The following is a 13,459-nucleotide window of genomic DNA, read 5'->3' as shown; positions in this document are numbered from 1 at the left end:
AGGGCTCAGCCTGATGGCAGAATCAGGAGCAAGTAATGATCGATCTCTATTATTGGACAACCCCGAATGGGCACAAGATAACAATTTTTCTGGAAGAAGCCGGACTGGAATATCGTATCCACCCGATAAATATCGGTGCTGGTGACCAGTTCAAACCCGAATTTCTGAAAATTTCACCAAATAACAAGATTCCAGCTATTGTCGATCAGGATCCCCTCGACAAAGGTGAGCCGCTGGCGCTTTTCGAGTCGGGGGCGATCCTGCTTTATTTGGCTGAAAAAACAGGTAAATTTCTCCCCGTAGCGCCACGAGCACGGCATCAGGTTCAACAATGGCTCATGTGGCAGATGGGTGGCTTCGGGCCAATGCTCGGCCAGAACCATCATTTCAGTCAGTATGCTCCCGAAAAAATCCCTTACGCCATCGAGCGCTATCAGAAAGAGAGCGAACGTCTCTACGGAGTTCTCGATGACCAACTGACCAGGTCGGAATTCGTTGCGGGAGATTATTCGGTGGCGGACATGGCGATCTACCCCTGGGTGGTATCCCACGAAAAACAGGGGATCAGTCTCGCCGACTTTCCTCAGGTCAGGCGCTGGTTCGAACTGATCAGTCAAAGACCGGCGGTGGTCGAGGCTTATCGCAAGGGGAGTGAAATCAATTCGGCCAAAACTGTTGATGACAAGGCGAAGGCGATACTTTTCGGGCAGGGGCGGCGCTGATTTAGGAGGGCCGTAATTATCGTCGAATCAGGTCAGCTTCGACCTTCATTCCTGTTCGTAGCACTGGCCGTTGTCGGTGAAAATTTCACAGTGCCCTGGTTCGGATGGATGAATCTGCAGCAGCGTGTAGGCGGCCGGTGGAATCTCCTCCAGAACTTGAATAATCTCCTCCCTGATCGTCCCTTTGTCGAAGACAAACAGGTTATAGGTGCTGTTCAAAATTTTGAGTTTCTGTCCGATCTCAGCAGACCAGTTGTTGTTCCAAAAGGTTGGATTGACGATTCTCAGTGCATACATAATGACCTCCTTACGCTGTCATTCTACTCCTTCAGCGCCCGGTGGTGGAAGGGGGCATGGTCTTTAGACTCCTCCTTTGAGCGTTACGGTCAGGCATGGCTTGAGCCGCTTTTGAGAAATTTTTTAAGTGTTATAACTTATTTTGTTTCAGCATGCGACAGCTAGGGCGATTTTGCGGTAGATTGAGATTTAGTGTCTCCGCTCAGCGTCGTTCAGGGAGTTGGGGGTCTAGAATTTTTAAATTTATGAGGGTCAAAACATGGACGTAAAAACCCTACGCAAAACATTTGAAGCGAGCCTGACCGACCTGCCGCCGGTGGGCATGGATGTCTATAGTCTGGTGGAAGATTTCCGGCGATATTATTCACACACCCTGGGCCGCGACCGTCACTGTCAGTCGGCCCATTATGCCTACGAGGCGCTGGTGCTGAGTTTGCGGGATCGGCTGATGGAACGCTGGAAGAATACCCGTTATGGCTACGAAGCCGCTGACGCCGGGCATGCTTACTACCTGTCCCTTGAGTTTTTGATGGGTCGCGCTTTGGGAAATGCTGCTCTCAACCTCGGGCTCGATGAGGAGACGGAACTGGCCGTGAGTTGTCTGGGGATGGAGTTGGAGGATCTGGTCGAGAACGAACAGGATGCCGGACTGGGAAATGGCGGGTTGGGACGACTTGCTGCCTGTTTTCTGGACAGTTGTGCCACCCTGCAGTTACCTGTCACGGGATATGGGCTGCGTTATGAGTACGGCATGTTCCGTCAGGAAATTGTCGCTGGTGAGCAGGTCGAAGGGCCGGATCACTGGCTGCGTGAAGGGAACGCCTGGGAGCTGGAACGTCATGAGTATACTCAGCGGGTGCGTTTTGAGGGTCATACCGAATGGCGGCGGAATAATGTCGGCAGAAAACATGCCCATTGGGTGGATAGCCATGACGTATTGGCGGTCCCCTATGACGTTCCGGTGCCAGGTTACCAGAATGGCACCGTAAACACCTTACGCCTGTGGAAGGCTTGCGCGACCGATGAATTCGATCTCGGCGAGTTCAATGCCGGGCTCTACCCTGAGTCTGTCTCGGCCAAGAACACGGCTGAACAGATTACCCTGGTGCTCTACCCCAATGACGCCAGCGAGAGCGGAAAAGAACTGCGTCTGCGTCAGCAATACTTTCTCGCCTCGGCGAGCCTGCAGGATGTTGTGGCGCGCTGGGTCGGCAAGCACGGCGGCGATTTTTCAGACTTTGCGGACAAGAACCGCTTTCAGCTCAATGATACTCACCCGAGTTGTGCTGTGCCCGAACTGATGCGACTGCTTATGGACGAGCAGGGTCTGGAGTGGGATGACGCCTGGCGTATCACCAGCGCGACCATGGCCTACACCAATCACACCCTGCTTCCCGAGGCCTTAGAGCGTTGGCCGGTCCCGATTTTTGCCCGCCTGCTGCCACGTCTGCTGGAGATCGTCTTCGAAATCAACGCCCGCTTCCTGGCCGAGGTGGCCCGGCGCTGGCCCGGGGATACTGAGCGGCAGAGGCGGCTGTCGATCATTGAGGAGGGTCCGCAGCCGCAGGTGCGCATGGCCTATCTGGCCATCGTCGGCAGTTTCTCGGTCAACGGTGTCGCCAGTCTCCACTCGCGACTGCTTACCGAGGGGCTGTTCAATGACTTTTTTGTGCTCTGGCCGCACAAGTTTAACAACAAGACCAATGGCGTCACCCCGCGTCGCTGGCTGGCCTGGTGCAACCCGGGGCTCTCCGGGCTGATCACCACAATCGTCGGCCCAGACTGGGTCGCAGACCTTTCCCTATTGGCCGGTCTCGCTCCGCAGGCCTCAGATGCCGACTTTCGCGGTCACTGGCGTGAGGTGAAGTTACAGAACAAACGCCGGTTGGCACAGCTTGTTAAGGCAGATTGTGGTGTGGTTTTTAACCTTGAGGCCATCTTTGACGTACAGGTCAAACGGATCCATGAATATAAACGCCAATTACTCAATCTGCTGCACGTTATTCATCTCTACGATCGTCTTAAACGTGGTGATACTGAAAACTGGACTCCGCGCTGTGTCCTGATTGGTGGCAAGGCCGCCCCCGGCTATTTTCTGGCGAAGCGGATCATCAAGCTGATCAACAACGTCGCGGCTGTTATCAATGCGGACCCTGTAACCGATGGTCGCCTGCGCCTGGCTTTTTTGCCGAACTATAGAGTCTCGGCGATGGAGATCATCGCCCCGGGGGCCGACCTCTCGGAGCAGATTTCTACCGCTGGCAAGGAAGCCTCCGGCACGGGGAACATGAAGTTTATGATGAACGGCGCCTTGACTATCGGCACTCTTGACGGGGCCAATGTCGAGATTCTGGAGGAGGTCGGTGAGGAGAATTTTTTCCTCTTTGGCCTGACGGCCGATAAGGTGGAGGGGTTGCGCAGTCATTACGATCCCGCCGCTATCATCGCCGCCGATACCGATCTAAACCGGGTGATGCAGCTGCTTGAGTGCGGATACTTCAACCAGTTTGAGTTTGGTATCTTTGATCCGATCCTGCAGACGATCCGCAGCCCCAATGACCCCTGGATGACCGCGGCCGACTTTCGCAGCTATGTTGAGGCGCAGCAACGTGTTGCCGAGGCTTATAAGGATGAGGAACACTGGACGAAGATGAGCATTCTTAATACTGCCGCCAGTGGCCGGTTCTCAAGCGATCGAACGATTGCGGAATATAATCGGGATATCTGGAAACTGGAGCCTATACCACCGCAGAATGGAACTCTTTGAGTATTCGTGAAATTGGGAGAACGTTTACCATAAAAAAAAAGGCGACTCGTCAGCGGGTCGCTTTTTTTTATGGTTTTGCGCTTAGGGGTGTGAACCGATGATGTTTTATGGTCGTAAGAAAAATCTGGAAACCGATTGGGCAGGCATCTGCTAACTATAGTGCGGTCCGACTCGTTTAAGTCGGACCGCTTATGTACACAATTGGTTCACAAATGACTCAAACCTTGCTAAAGCCAACCTGACGGCGGTGTGTTCAGATTCCAGACATTCTGCCAAGTGCCAGAATTATCACTGCCGTTGACAACCAGGGTTGTTCCGTTGTCGCTCTGCAACGCCCAGCTAATTGTAACGTCAACAGCTGGAGTGACACTCGCGTCCGTGTATGTTGCCGAGAGGGTCCCACCCTGCCCGAGAGTGGCTGCGACTTGCCCCGTTTCAGAGGATAGGAAAGCCCCACTGGCATCAAAGAAGGATGAGACGAAGGACAATTGGTAGCTCCCGTTACTGCCGCTCATGGTGATCACCTCCTGCGTCGTGCCACCCGGAAAGTTTGGCGCAGCAGGGTCGTCTGCGGGGTATTGGATATAGACCGTGCTGATAGCATCAAGCATTGGTGCGGTAAAAACCGTTGGTGCCTGAGTGGAGAGCCAGCTTGCAGGTGGTGCAAAATACCAGAAATCAGACCAGGAACCAGTGTTATCGGTACCGGTAATGCCCAAATATGTAGTCGTCGAGGTTGTTAAGGTCATTATTGACTGACCTGGGAGACCGTTAATCGTTGCTGTCAGGGTCCCATCCGTATTCAAAACAAACGTGCCAGAGAGAGGTGTACTACTTACAAACAAGCCGTTTGCATCGAAATAATCCACGGTATCCGTTACGGTATATGGCCCGCTGCCACTGACAACTAAAGATTCCTGAGTCGTTCCGCCGGTGATTGTTCCATCGAAGTTGCCCGGATAGGTCACGTAATAGGTTGGACTGGCATCAAGCATTTGTGCAGTAAAACCCGCGGCAGGTGGTGTTGTGCCACTACCCGACGCGTTTGCAGTGCCTAGGTAAGTGGTCAAGAATGTTCGACCCTGTGGATCTGCGGAGTAGACTCGCAGTTCTGTCCGGTAAGGGGCGTCCGCCAAGCTCAGACTTGAAGTGTCGATGCTAAGAGTTGCTTCACTACCTGTCGGAAGCCATTTCCATTCATCGAGGCAGGTGGAATTATTGCACACTTGAAACATGACTTCATCAATAGCCTGTCCCGTCGGGATCGTCCATCCGACAGTTAAATTACCACCTTCTGTGGTGTAGGCATTAAATGCAGTCAGGGTGGCCTGGGTTGCGCTGGGATAAGTTGGGCTGTCTGCCATAGTGACAGGAACTGTGGTGATGGGAGTACTGTATGTGGCTATTGCGGTGCCAGTAACAACCGGTGCCTGCGGATTCGTCAGGTCCAGCGGAGCAGTGTACAACTCAAATTGCAGATCATCGCCAACCTGAAAGAGGCTTGAGTCAATTTGCAATGCACCGCTACCGAAGGCCATGTGATCATTGCTATAGTCTGTGTCATAGATCCTCAGCTCACCTGCGGCCCCGCCTGCAGGTACGCCCATATAAACCACTCCTCCTGAAACCGGGTTGCCGGCTCTCATCAGGGTCACCTTGGCCGAATCGATCAAAACACCGGCCCCGTTGTTATTGGTAGGGTCAAAATCGTCGGCACCAAGGTTGATACCACAGCTTTGGCCATAGCTGCTGGTCTCACAGATATAATCAAACCAGCGATCGACGATTTCCTGATTCCCGCGAAGTTGCCAGGCACCGCTGGCCTTGGTCAGCGTCCAGGTTTCCACCTCTGTTGGTCTAGCCACGCCGTTAAACGCTACATTAAATGATACGGTGGCCGTGCCAGCGGCCTCATCAATGGCATTAATGACTACGGATTGAAAGGACAGACCGACCATTGTCGGGTCAGTCGTCCATTCTGTGAGGGTCTGGGCTTTCCCCATATCCATATGTAAGAAATCGTCAGATAGGAGTTGGCCCAGTTGTGCAGAACTTGGGAGTGCGGTTGCAAACAGAGCTGAAAAACTATCCAGGGTATTGAATATAGCCTGTCGCGCGCTGACGGCGGCAGCCAGACCAGGATTTACAACCAGTGGGGCTGAAACGTCTGATGGATCAAGTATGGCATCTGTAATTGAGGTGTTGTCGATCACATTCGTGATCGTGGCAATGTTTGAGGTGCTATCCGTCTCGATCCGAATAATATCCAGGGCGGCGTCCAGCGCGGTATGATCGGCACTGAACGTCGTATGCAGGAGATCAACGGCGGTTCCAACCCCGAGCGTGGTAAAAACCGCCTGAAGTTTGGTTTGAAGTGCTTCTTCCTGCGCGGCAAGGTCAGCGGGAGGAATATCGGTGGGGGCGACCTCATCGAAGTAGGTGCTCGCGATCTGGCCGGCGGCATTGGCGACGATCAGGTCCGTAAAAGGGGTAATGTTGACCGTGTTGCCGAGATCAGCCGTTTCGGCATAGGAGTGCAGCTTGTACTCGATACCACCGACAGTTCCCTGGGCACGCAGCCGATAAGGTGCCGTCAACCCGGTGACATCAACGGAATAATTGCCGTTTGCTTCGATCAGTGCTGTCTTGGTATGCCCCTGGCTGCCTTTGACCGTGACCTGGCCGATGATCGGTGCCCCTGCTGCTGCGGTTCCAGAGAGTGTCGTCGCGGGTTGGTTTGCTATTGGGTCTGTGCCCCCTCCCCCCCCGCAGGCCGCCAAGGCGCTTATAAAAATACATGCCGTCAATAACCTGAATAATCTTTTCATTTTCCACCTCTCCCTTTCGTTTTCGAGTTCTCGTAATTGCTCAGCCAAAGCCAAAATCAGGACTACATCGTCTTGAAGACAGGTGCCAATATCCCCGGTCTCGCATTCCGATCGAGGTGGCATGAATTTTCCAGAAAGTGCAATTTGGACCTGCGCTGCGCGGGTAGGAAACACATGCGAAGCGCAAGGAGAAAACGGATTTTTGTTGAAAGGCAGGTTAGCAGAGGCCGGCCGGGCTGAAATCACCCATATGGGTGATTTTGAATAGAAATAACCGAATATATGAAAGTTAAAGGTCTGCTGAATGAACCAAACGAGACACGAGCACTTCCTCCAGTTCATGGTTGAACCCGGTCGGATCTTCCATGTGCAGAAAGTGTCCGGCCGCAGGGATAACCGTCTCAGTCATGAAGGGGGCGCAACGGTTTCGTGCCGCTTCCGGAATCAAACCGCCGTTTATGGCGTGGATCGGGATCTGGAGTTCTTCGAAGGCGGCTTGGGGGCTCCAGGAGAGGAGGTCGTGCCATGCCGGCAGGGCCCAGGCCGGATCGGCCGCAGCCATTTCGCGAATCAATTGTTGTTTAAGGTTCTGTGGCGTTGCCGGCGTTGAGGTCTGTTCAATCAGCCAGGCTATGGCGCCTGGGAAATCCGCCTCAAAGGGCGCGGTGAAAGCTTGCACTGTTTCGGCAGATAACCCGCCGTAGTCGATGGCGAAAGTGTCCACCAGGACCACTCCGGCCAGGGCCGTGCCCACCCGGCGGGCGGCCTCCAGAGCAACGGCGCCGCCCATGGAATGTCCGATCAGGATGACCGTTTCAGCGTTCAACGCCCTGACACAGGAAGCGACGTCGGCGGCAAAGGAGGTTACGCCCCAGCGCACTCGATCACCGCGTCCGGAATCGCCATGTCCAGGCAGGTCAAGCGCCGCGACGGAATAGTTTTGACTGAAGTGGTCAAGTTGCGGCCGCCAGTAGGAACGCCGGCAGGTCCAGCCGTGGATAAACAACAGGAGCGGTTCGCCCTGACCGCGACACTCGCAAGCGAGCGGTATCTGGTCATGGGAGGATAAGGAACAAAGGGGGGAAGACGTCGTTCGAGTGCTCATTTGAATAGACCTCTAGCGTTGTCGGACGGAGCCGGCCAGCAAAAGTTTGACCAGTTCAGCCTGGTTATTCACAGCGGTTTTGGCAAAGATCGCCTTAAGATGCGAACGCACGGTGTGCAAACTTATAAAGCAGCGTCTTGCCACTTCAGCGGGATCGGGCGTAGCGAGGATTTCGATGGCCACGCGGATTTCAGCTTTGGACAAAGCATAGAGTTCGCTCAGTCCTTCTCGATCGATAGAAATTCCGGCCTCGGGGTCGTACACATAAACCGCAACATACCCGGCCGGCCGGCCGCTCCAGAGCGGAACATCTGGATGAACAGGTTTCACCCGCAGGTGAAGATTTGCGCCCTGGGCGCGCGGCACCGCAAGCGTTCCGCCCGTGGTCTGAAAGGTCCGTGAATCGGCGGCGGCCAAACATGTCCTCAACAAGCGCTGCAGGCGTTGGTCATGCTCGCGGTCGGAAAGCCGCAAGCGCTCTTTGGTGAGCACCAGGGTGGATTCCGCGTTGATCAGCGCTTCAGCCACCGAAGTGCAGTGAATGGGGCGCAACGCGTAATCCAATAAAATAAAGGGCAGTATTTCAGCCCCGGCAGCAATTTCGATCGCCTGAGCCCGGGCATGGCTGTCCTCGACCTGCCTGGCGAGCTGAAATGCTTGTTGCAGATGCGGGACAAGCTCGTTTAAAAAAGCGGTATCTGTTTCCGTGTAGTGTCCCTGCCGCTGGGTGCGCTGCACCATCAACTGCACCGCTTGACCGGAATCCTGATAAACGGTGCCCGCCGCGCCATGGTGGATATCTTGTGGGCCGGCCCAATCGTTATAGAATTCGGTGTGATAAAAGTTGGGCTGAGGGCAACTGAAGTGGAGATAGCTCGAATAGAAGCGGCCCGGCCGCTTTTGACGCATCTCGGGCCGCCAGGGGCAAGCGTTTACATAATGCTCGACGTACTGCCGATGATAATTTTCATCGATATTATGTTTGAAGCTGGAGCTGACATGGGTGGCATCGGCATTCATGACCAACAGGCGGGCCGAACGCGAATCGGTCGTCGCGGCCAGCTCGCTGATTACTGTGCGCCAATTATCAGGATCAGCGATGGTCGAATAAATATTTTCGATCATACGTCCACGCTGTTGCGCAAACTGAGCGGACATCAGTATTTTTTTTTCGTCATCCATATAATTTAAATGACCCACAAAACATGAAGGAATCGCTATGTTTGCATATGATGTCCAGGGAGTCTACTGTTTATCGAAATGCCAATAGAATTCGAACACTGATAATTTGGCATGTGTGCGTCGGTTTACCCACCTCGGTAATTGCAGAATTGTTTCAGATTCGTCTGGGAGAGGAACTTTTGCAGGGGGCTGATCATTGAAGCCAAGGTGCTGGCAGTCCGATCCATAAATGATGATATTGCTGAAATTAAAAATGAAAGCTGGAAAAGTTGTCTCGAAAAAAAACGACTAAGGCTAGCCCCTGAAGGAGGGTCTAAATTTGCAGAAGTTGGCGGATCAATATTTAATACTGATTGACAAATATGCACACAAAGCAAAAAGGGCGGCCAATCTGCACGCCCTTTTTGCTTTGTGTGATTAAGGAGAGGCCTTTTTTATTTTCCCCACTTCTTCACGATCCTGGTGACCGCTTCGCTCACCTTCTCATTGTCGCCGAAGGCGCTGAGGCGGAAGTAGCCTTCGCCCGAGGGGCCGAAGCCTGAGCCGGGGGTGCCAACGACGTGGCACTCACTCAGCAGCTTGTCGAAGAAATCCCAACTGGTCATCCCCTCAGGAGTTCTCAGCCAGATGTAGGGGGCATTGATCCCGCCGAAACAGATGATTCCGGCTTTCGACAGGCCTTCACGAATGATGCGTGCGTTATCCATGTAGTAGTCGATGATTTCCTTGACCTGAGCCCAGCCTTCATCACTGTAAACGGCGGCGGCAGCTTTTTGGACCGGGTAGGATACGCCGTTGAACTTGGTGCACTGACGGCGGTTCCAGAGCTTGTTGAAACTGAATTTTTCACCCTTGGCGGTCGTGCCCATCAGCTCTTCCGGTACCACGGTCAGACCGCAACGTACTCCGGTGAAGCCGGCGGTTTTCGAGAAGCTGCGAAACTCGATCGCACATTTTTTTGCGCCTTCGATCTCGTAGATGGAATGGGGGACACCGGCTTCGGTGATATAGGCTTCGTAGGCAGCATCGAAGAAGATGACGGCCTCGTTCTTCAGCGCATATTCGACCCAGGCCTGCAGCTGCTTTCTGGTCGCCACTGTCCCGGTGGGGTTATTCGGCGAGCAGAGATAGATGACATCCACTTTTTCCGTCGGGATCTCGGGGGTGAAGCCGTTCTCCTGGGTGCAGGGCATGTAGACCAGTCCTTCGTAGTAACCCTTGGCGTTCATCTGACCGGTGCGGCCGATCATGACGTTGGTATCGTTGTAGACCGGGTAGACCGGGTCACCAATCGCTACCTTGTTGCCCAGATCGAAGATGTCGAGGATGTTGGCGCTGTCGCACTTGGAGCCGTCGGAGATAAACATCTCACCCGTTTTTAACTCGACGCCGAGGGGGTTGTACGATTTTTTAATGATAAGATCGCACAGCCAGTCGTACCCTTGCTCGGGGCCGTAGCCGTGAAAGCTCTCCCCCCTGGACATATCATCGACGCCGGCGTGGAAGGCCGCCACTACAGCCGGGACCAGCGGCCTGGTTACATCGCCGATCCCCAATCGGATGACCTTGGCTTCTGGATTGGCCGTGGTAAACTCCTTAACCCGACGGCCGATCTCGGGGAAGAGATATCCGGCCTGCAGTTTAAGATAATTGTCGTTAATCCGTGCCATTGCAATAATCTCCTGATGTTGGTGTGTGTCAAATTGTGCAAAAGGCGGCCCGAATCAGACCGCCCTGCGTTACGTTTGAAAGGGGTGCGCTGTTATTACTTGGCCTTTTCCTGCATCCAGCCCCCGGCTTTTTGGACGTCTTTGCCAAAGCCGCGAAATGTCTCACAGCCGGAAATACAGAGAACGGCGGCGATTAAAAGTAGTGCCAGAATTCTTTTCATTGCATGACTCCTGTTCGGCGATCTGTACTTTGGTTATTTTAATTCAAGAACATCCTGCATGTCGTACATGCCTGCCGATTTGCCCTTGAGCCAGCCGGCCGCACGGATAGCGCCGCGGGCAAACATGTCACGGCTCATGGCGCGGTGGGTCAGCTCAATTCGCTCCCCCATACCGATGAAGTACACCGTGTGTTCTCCGACAATATCACCGCCACGGACGGTCTGCATGCCGATCTCGGCTTGACTGCGTTCGCCACACATCCCTTCGCGATGGTAGTTAGCGACCTGGTTGTAGTCGCGGCCCAAGGCTTCGGCAACGACCTCACCCATGCGTACCGCGGTGCCGCTCGGAGAATCTTTCTTTTTATTGTGATGGAGTTCGACAATTTCAACGTCGAAGCCGTCTCCCAGGGTCCTGGCCAGATCCTTGAGCAGTTTGAAACAGACGTTAACCCCGACGCTCATGTTCGGCGCGAAGACGATCGGGGTCTGGTGGGCGAACTCTGCGAGTTGCTGACGTTCGTCAGGGGTGAACCCGGTCGAGCCAACCACCATCGCCTTGCCGAGGCGGGCGCAGATGGCCGCATTCTGCAGGCTGACCTGTGGAAAAGTGAAATCGATCAGTAAATCTGAATTCTTGAGGGCTGTTTCAAGGGAGTCGCAGATTTTGACGCCCAGGTCACCACAGCCAGCGACATAGCCGGCATCATCGCCGAGTTTCGGGTGGCCGGCCATCTCGACCGCACCCGTAACCTGCAACCCGTCAGTTTCAGAGATGAGCGTGATGATCCGTCCGCCCATGCGCCCGGCGGCGCCGGTGACAACGATTCTGGTCATGAGTCAGCCTTAGATCAGGTTGAATTTCTTCAGGACGGCCTGAAGTTTTACGAAATTGGCGGGCTGCATTTCGCACAGTGGCAGGCGCACATCTTTAGTGCACATGCCCATCAGGCTGGCTGAGGTTTTGACCGGGACCGGATTGGCCTCAATGAACATCGCCTGATGCAGTTCGAGCAGATCCAGGTGAAGCTTACGTGCGGTCACATAATCGCCATTCTGGACTGCCGTGACCATCTGCTTGACTTGCGCCGGAGCGATATTGGCGGTGACCGAGATGACGCCTTTGGCCCCGCAGGCCATCATCGGAAAGGTCAGAAAATCATCACCCGAGACGACATCAATCTTGTCCCCGGCACATTTGATGATTTCACTCGCCTGGGTCAGGTCGCCGGAGGCTTCCTTGATGGCGACGATGTTGCTGATCTCAGCCAGACGGATGGTAGTGGCAGCGGTAATGTTGACCCCGGTGCGGCCGGGGACGTTGTACAGCACCTGCGGCAGGGCCACTTCTTCAGCCAATTTCTTATAGTGGAGATAGATTCCTTCCTGAGAAGGTTTATTGTAGTAGGGACAAACCAGCAGCAGGCCGTCGGCTCCCATCTCTTTGGCGTTCTGGGAGAGATGAATGGCTTCTGCGGTGTTGTTGGCACCGGTACCGGCGACAACCGGGATGCGTTTATTGACCTGTTCAATGCAGGCCTTGATAACGCGCGGGTGCTCGTCAAAGCTTAAGGTGGCCGATTCGCCCGTGGTCCCGCAGGGGACAATAACGTCAGTGCCGTTCTCGATCTGAAATTCGATCAACTGACGGTAACTCTCTTCATCGAAGTTCCCGGCCTTGTCGAAGGGGGTGATGATGGCGACCATTGAACCCTTGATCATGTTGTTTCCTCCATCCTTGTTCGGGGGAGAATCTCGCCCTTGAGGCTCTCCGCTTGCGTCTCTCAAAAATAACAGTCAAAGCCCCGAATCCGGGGTTAATTAAAGGGTATTGCTAACACAGCCCCCGGCTAAAAGTAAAGCCGCTTCAACAAGGCTGAGGCTGGGGTTTAACCCGCCGCTGGGGTTGCCGAAACCGGGATGCTCGGCAGGCTTTCGAGTCGTTCTTCGCCGAATTTAAAGAGGCTGCGAACCCGGTAATAATAGGTCCGGCCATTTGTAAGTCCGAAGTCGGCGAATCTGGTTTCTTTAATCGGGCGCAGATTGGTTGAGAGTGGGGCGAATGGTTCTGTCCCGCTGCGGCGATAGATCTGATAACCGACGAGCACCGCCCCTTCAAGTGTTTCGGTCGGCTTCCAGTTCAATTCAAGCGATTGATCGTGGGGTATAATCCGGACATCGCTTGGCGGAGATACCGGCTGACGGTAGCTCTGCTTCAGAATAAGCGCCAAACCAAGCGCCCCCTCCTTATTGCGTGCGCTTAAACGGTAGCGCCCCACCTGGCCCTTTAGTGCGCCAGAGTCGCTTAACAGATAAAGATTACGGACCTGCTGCGCTGGTTTGGGAAGTTGAGGATGGATGCGTGCAATCAGCGGCCAGGGAGTGGTGCACTCTGAACAGAATTCATCTTCAGTGCTGAAGATGCGCTCCACCAGGATCTCATCGAGATCATTAAGACTTGATCCGTCCTGATTGTGCTTCGGCATCTTCCACTGGAGCTGGAAACTCTCCCCCCGCTGCAGGATTTTCGCAGCCTCAACTGCCTGGGGGACCTTTTCCTGCAGTGGCCGCACCGGGCCCTTTTTGCCACAGGCACAGAGCAGGATCAACAGGGTCAAGCCGATAAGAAGCTGGAGTCTGTGCATGGGATCGCCACCAAACCTGTCG

The 13,459-nt window shown here is 54.3% G+C and carries 11 protein-coding genes; 2 read left to right on the top strand and 9 right to left on the bottom strand.

Annotation, left to right across the window (positions count from 1 at the left end; genetic code table 11):
- Positions 1 to 35 precede the first annotated feature (35 nt).
- Positions 36 to 722 (top strand): glutathione S-transferase N-terminal domain-containing protein, encoded by a 687-nt coding sequence (locus D888_RS0113545; RefSeq protein WP_020677101.1) that lies wholly within the window; start codon positions 36 to 38, stop codon positions 720 to 722.
- Between the two features lie 45 nt (positions 723 to 767).
- Here D888_RS0113545 and D888_RS0113540 read toward each other — a convergent pair whose 3' ends face one another.
- Positions 768 to 1,019 carry a hypothetical protein gene (locus D888_RS0113540; RefSeq protein ID WP_020677100.1) on the bottom strand — a complete coding sequence of 84 codons (252 nt, stop codon included), beginning with the start codon at positions 1,017 to 1,019 and terminating at the stop codon, positions 768 to 770.
- Between the two features lie 259 nt (positions 1,020 to 1,278).
- Here D888_RS0113540 and D888_RS0113535 point away from each other — a divergent pair, with 259 nt between their 5' ends.
- Complete coding sequence (locus tag D888_RS0113535; protein WP_020677099.1) at positions 1,279 to 3,786, top strand: glycogen/starch/alpha-glucan phosphorylase; 2,508 nt, start codon at positions 1,279 to 1,281, stop codon at positions 3,784 to 3,786.
- A gap of 227 nt (positions 3,787 to 4,013) precedes the next feature.
- Here the strand turns inward: D888_RS0113535 and D888_RS21685 are convergent, their stop codons facing one another.
- From D888_RS21685 to D888_RS0113490, 8 genes are all read right to left on the bottom strand, one after another.
- Positions 4,014 to 6,614 (bottom strand): hypothetical protein, encoded by a 2,601-nt coding sequence (locus D888_RS21685; protein ID WP_020677098.1) that lies wholly within the window; start codon positions 6,612 to 6,614, stop codon positions 4,014 to 4,016.
- A gap of 289 nt (positions 6,615 to 6,903) precedes the next feature.
- Positions 6,904 to 7,719 carry an alpha/beta fold hydrolase gene (locus tag D888_RS0113525; RefSeq protein ID WP_026362394.1) on the bottom strand — a complete coding sequence of 272 codons (816 nt, stop codon included), beginning with the start codon at positions 7,717 to 7,719 and terminating at the stop codon, positions 6,904 to 6,906.
- Between the two features lie 12 nt (positions 7,720 to 7,731).
- Entirely contained in the window at positions 7,732 to 8,901 is a 1,170-nt protein-coding gene (locus D888_RS0113520; RefSeq protein ID WP_020677096.1) for a helix-turn-helix transcriptional regulator, read from the bottom strand.
- A 434-nt stretch (positions 8,902 to 9,335) separates the two neighbouring features.
- Positions 9,336 to 10,571 (bottom strand): LL-diaminopimelate aminotransferase, encoded by a 1,236-nt coding sequence (locus D888_RS0113510; protein ID WP_020677094.1) that lies wholly within the window; start codon positions 10,569 to 10,571, stop codon positions 9,336 to 9,338.
- A 95-nt stretch (positions 10,572 to 10,666) separates the two neighbouring features.
- Entirely contained in the window at positions 10,667 to 10,792 is a 126-nt protein-coding gene (locus D888_RS23720; protein WP_020677093.1) for an entericidin A/B family lipoprotein, read from the bottom strand.
- A gap of 33 nt (positions 10,793 to 10,825) precedes the next feature.
- On the bottom strand, positions 10,826 to 11,629 hold the full coding sequence (gene dapB / locus D888_RS0113500) for a 4-hydroxy-tetrahydrodipicolinate reductase (protein ID WP_020677092.1): 804 nt from the start codon (positions 11,627 to 11,629) through the stop codon (positions 10,826 to 10,828).
- 9 nt (positions 11,630 to 11,638) lie between these two features.
- A complete protein-coding gene (gene dapA, locus D888_RS0113495) occupies positions 11,639 to 12,514 on the bottom strand; it encodes a 4-hydroxy-tetrahydrodipicolinate synthase (protein WP_020677091.1) in 876 nt (291 codons plus the stop codon).
- 167 nt (positions 12,515 to 12,681) lie between these two features.
- Complete coding sequence (locus tag D888_RS0113490) at positions 12,682 to 13,437, bottom strand: fibronectin type III domain-containing protein (protein WP_020677090.1); 756 nt, start codon at positions 13,435 to 13,437, stop codon at positions 12,682 to 12,684.
- Positions 13,438 to 13,459: the final 22 nt, after the last annotated feature.

The sequence above is a fragment of the Geopsychrobacter electrodiphilus DSM 16401 genome (genome assembly GCF_000384395.1).
In the GTDB taxonomy this organism is placed as follows: Bacteria; Desulfobacterota; Desulfuromonadia; order Desulfuromonadales; family Geopsychrobacteraceae; genus Geopsychrobacter; species Geopsychrobacter electrodiphilus.
This window is presented reverse-complemented; position numbering and strand designations above follow the sequence as displayed.

What these genes read in the sequence shown, in the direction of transcription:
- D888_RS0113545 (WP_020677101.1), top strand. Translation starts at nt 36, where the DNA reads ATGATCGATCTCTATTATTGGACAACCCCGAATGGGCACAAGATAACA.
- D888_RS0113540 (WP_020677100.1), bottom strand. Translation starts at nt 1,019, where the DNA reads ATGTATGCACTGAGAATCGTCAATCCAACCTTTTGGAACAACAACTGG.
- D888_RS0113535 (WP_020677099.1), top strand. Translation starts at nt 1,279, where the DNA reads ATGGACGTAAAAACCCTACGCAAAACATTTGAAGCGAGCCTGACCGAC.
- D888_RS21685 (WP_020677098.1), bottom strand. Translation starts at nt 6,614, where the DNA reads ATGAAAAGATTATTCAGGTTATTGACGGCATGTATTTTTATAAGCGCC.
- D888_RS0113525 (WP_026362394.1), bottom strand. Translation starts at nt 7,719, where the DNA reads ATGAGCACTCGAACGACGTCTTCCCCCCTTTGTTCCTTATCCTCCCAT.
- D888_RS0113520 (WP_020677096.1), bottom strand. Translation starts at nt 8,901, where the DNA reads ATGGATGACGAAAAAAAAATACTGATGTCCGCTCAGTTTGCGCAACAG.
- D888_RS0113510 (WP_020677094.1), bottom strand. Translation starts at nt 10,571, where the DNA reads ATGGCACGGATTAACGACAATTATCTTAAACTGCAGGCCGGATATCTC.
- D888_RS23720 (WP_020677093.1), bottom strand. Translation starts at nt 10,792, where the DNA reads ATGAAAAGAATTCTGGCACTACTTTTAATCGCCGCCGTTCTCTGTATT.
- dapB (WP_020677092.1), bottom strand. Translation starts at nt 11,629, where the DNA reads ATGACCAGAATCGTTGTCACCGGCGCCGCCGGGCGCATGGGCGGACGG.
- dapA (WP_020677091.1), bottom strand. Translation starts at nt 12,514, where the DNA reads ATGATCAAGGGTTCAATGGTCGCCATCATCACCCCCTTCGACAAGGCC.
- D888_RS0113490 (WP_020677090.1), bottom strand. Translation starts at nt 13,437, where the DNA reads ATGCACAGACTCCAGCTTCTTATCGGCTTGACCCTGTTGATCCTGCTC.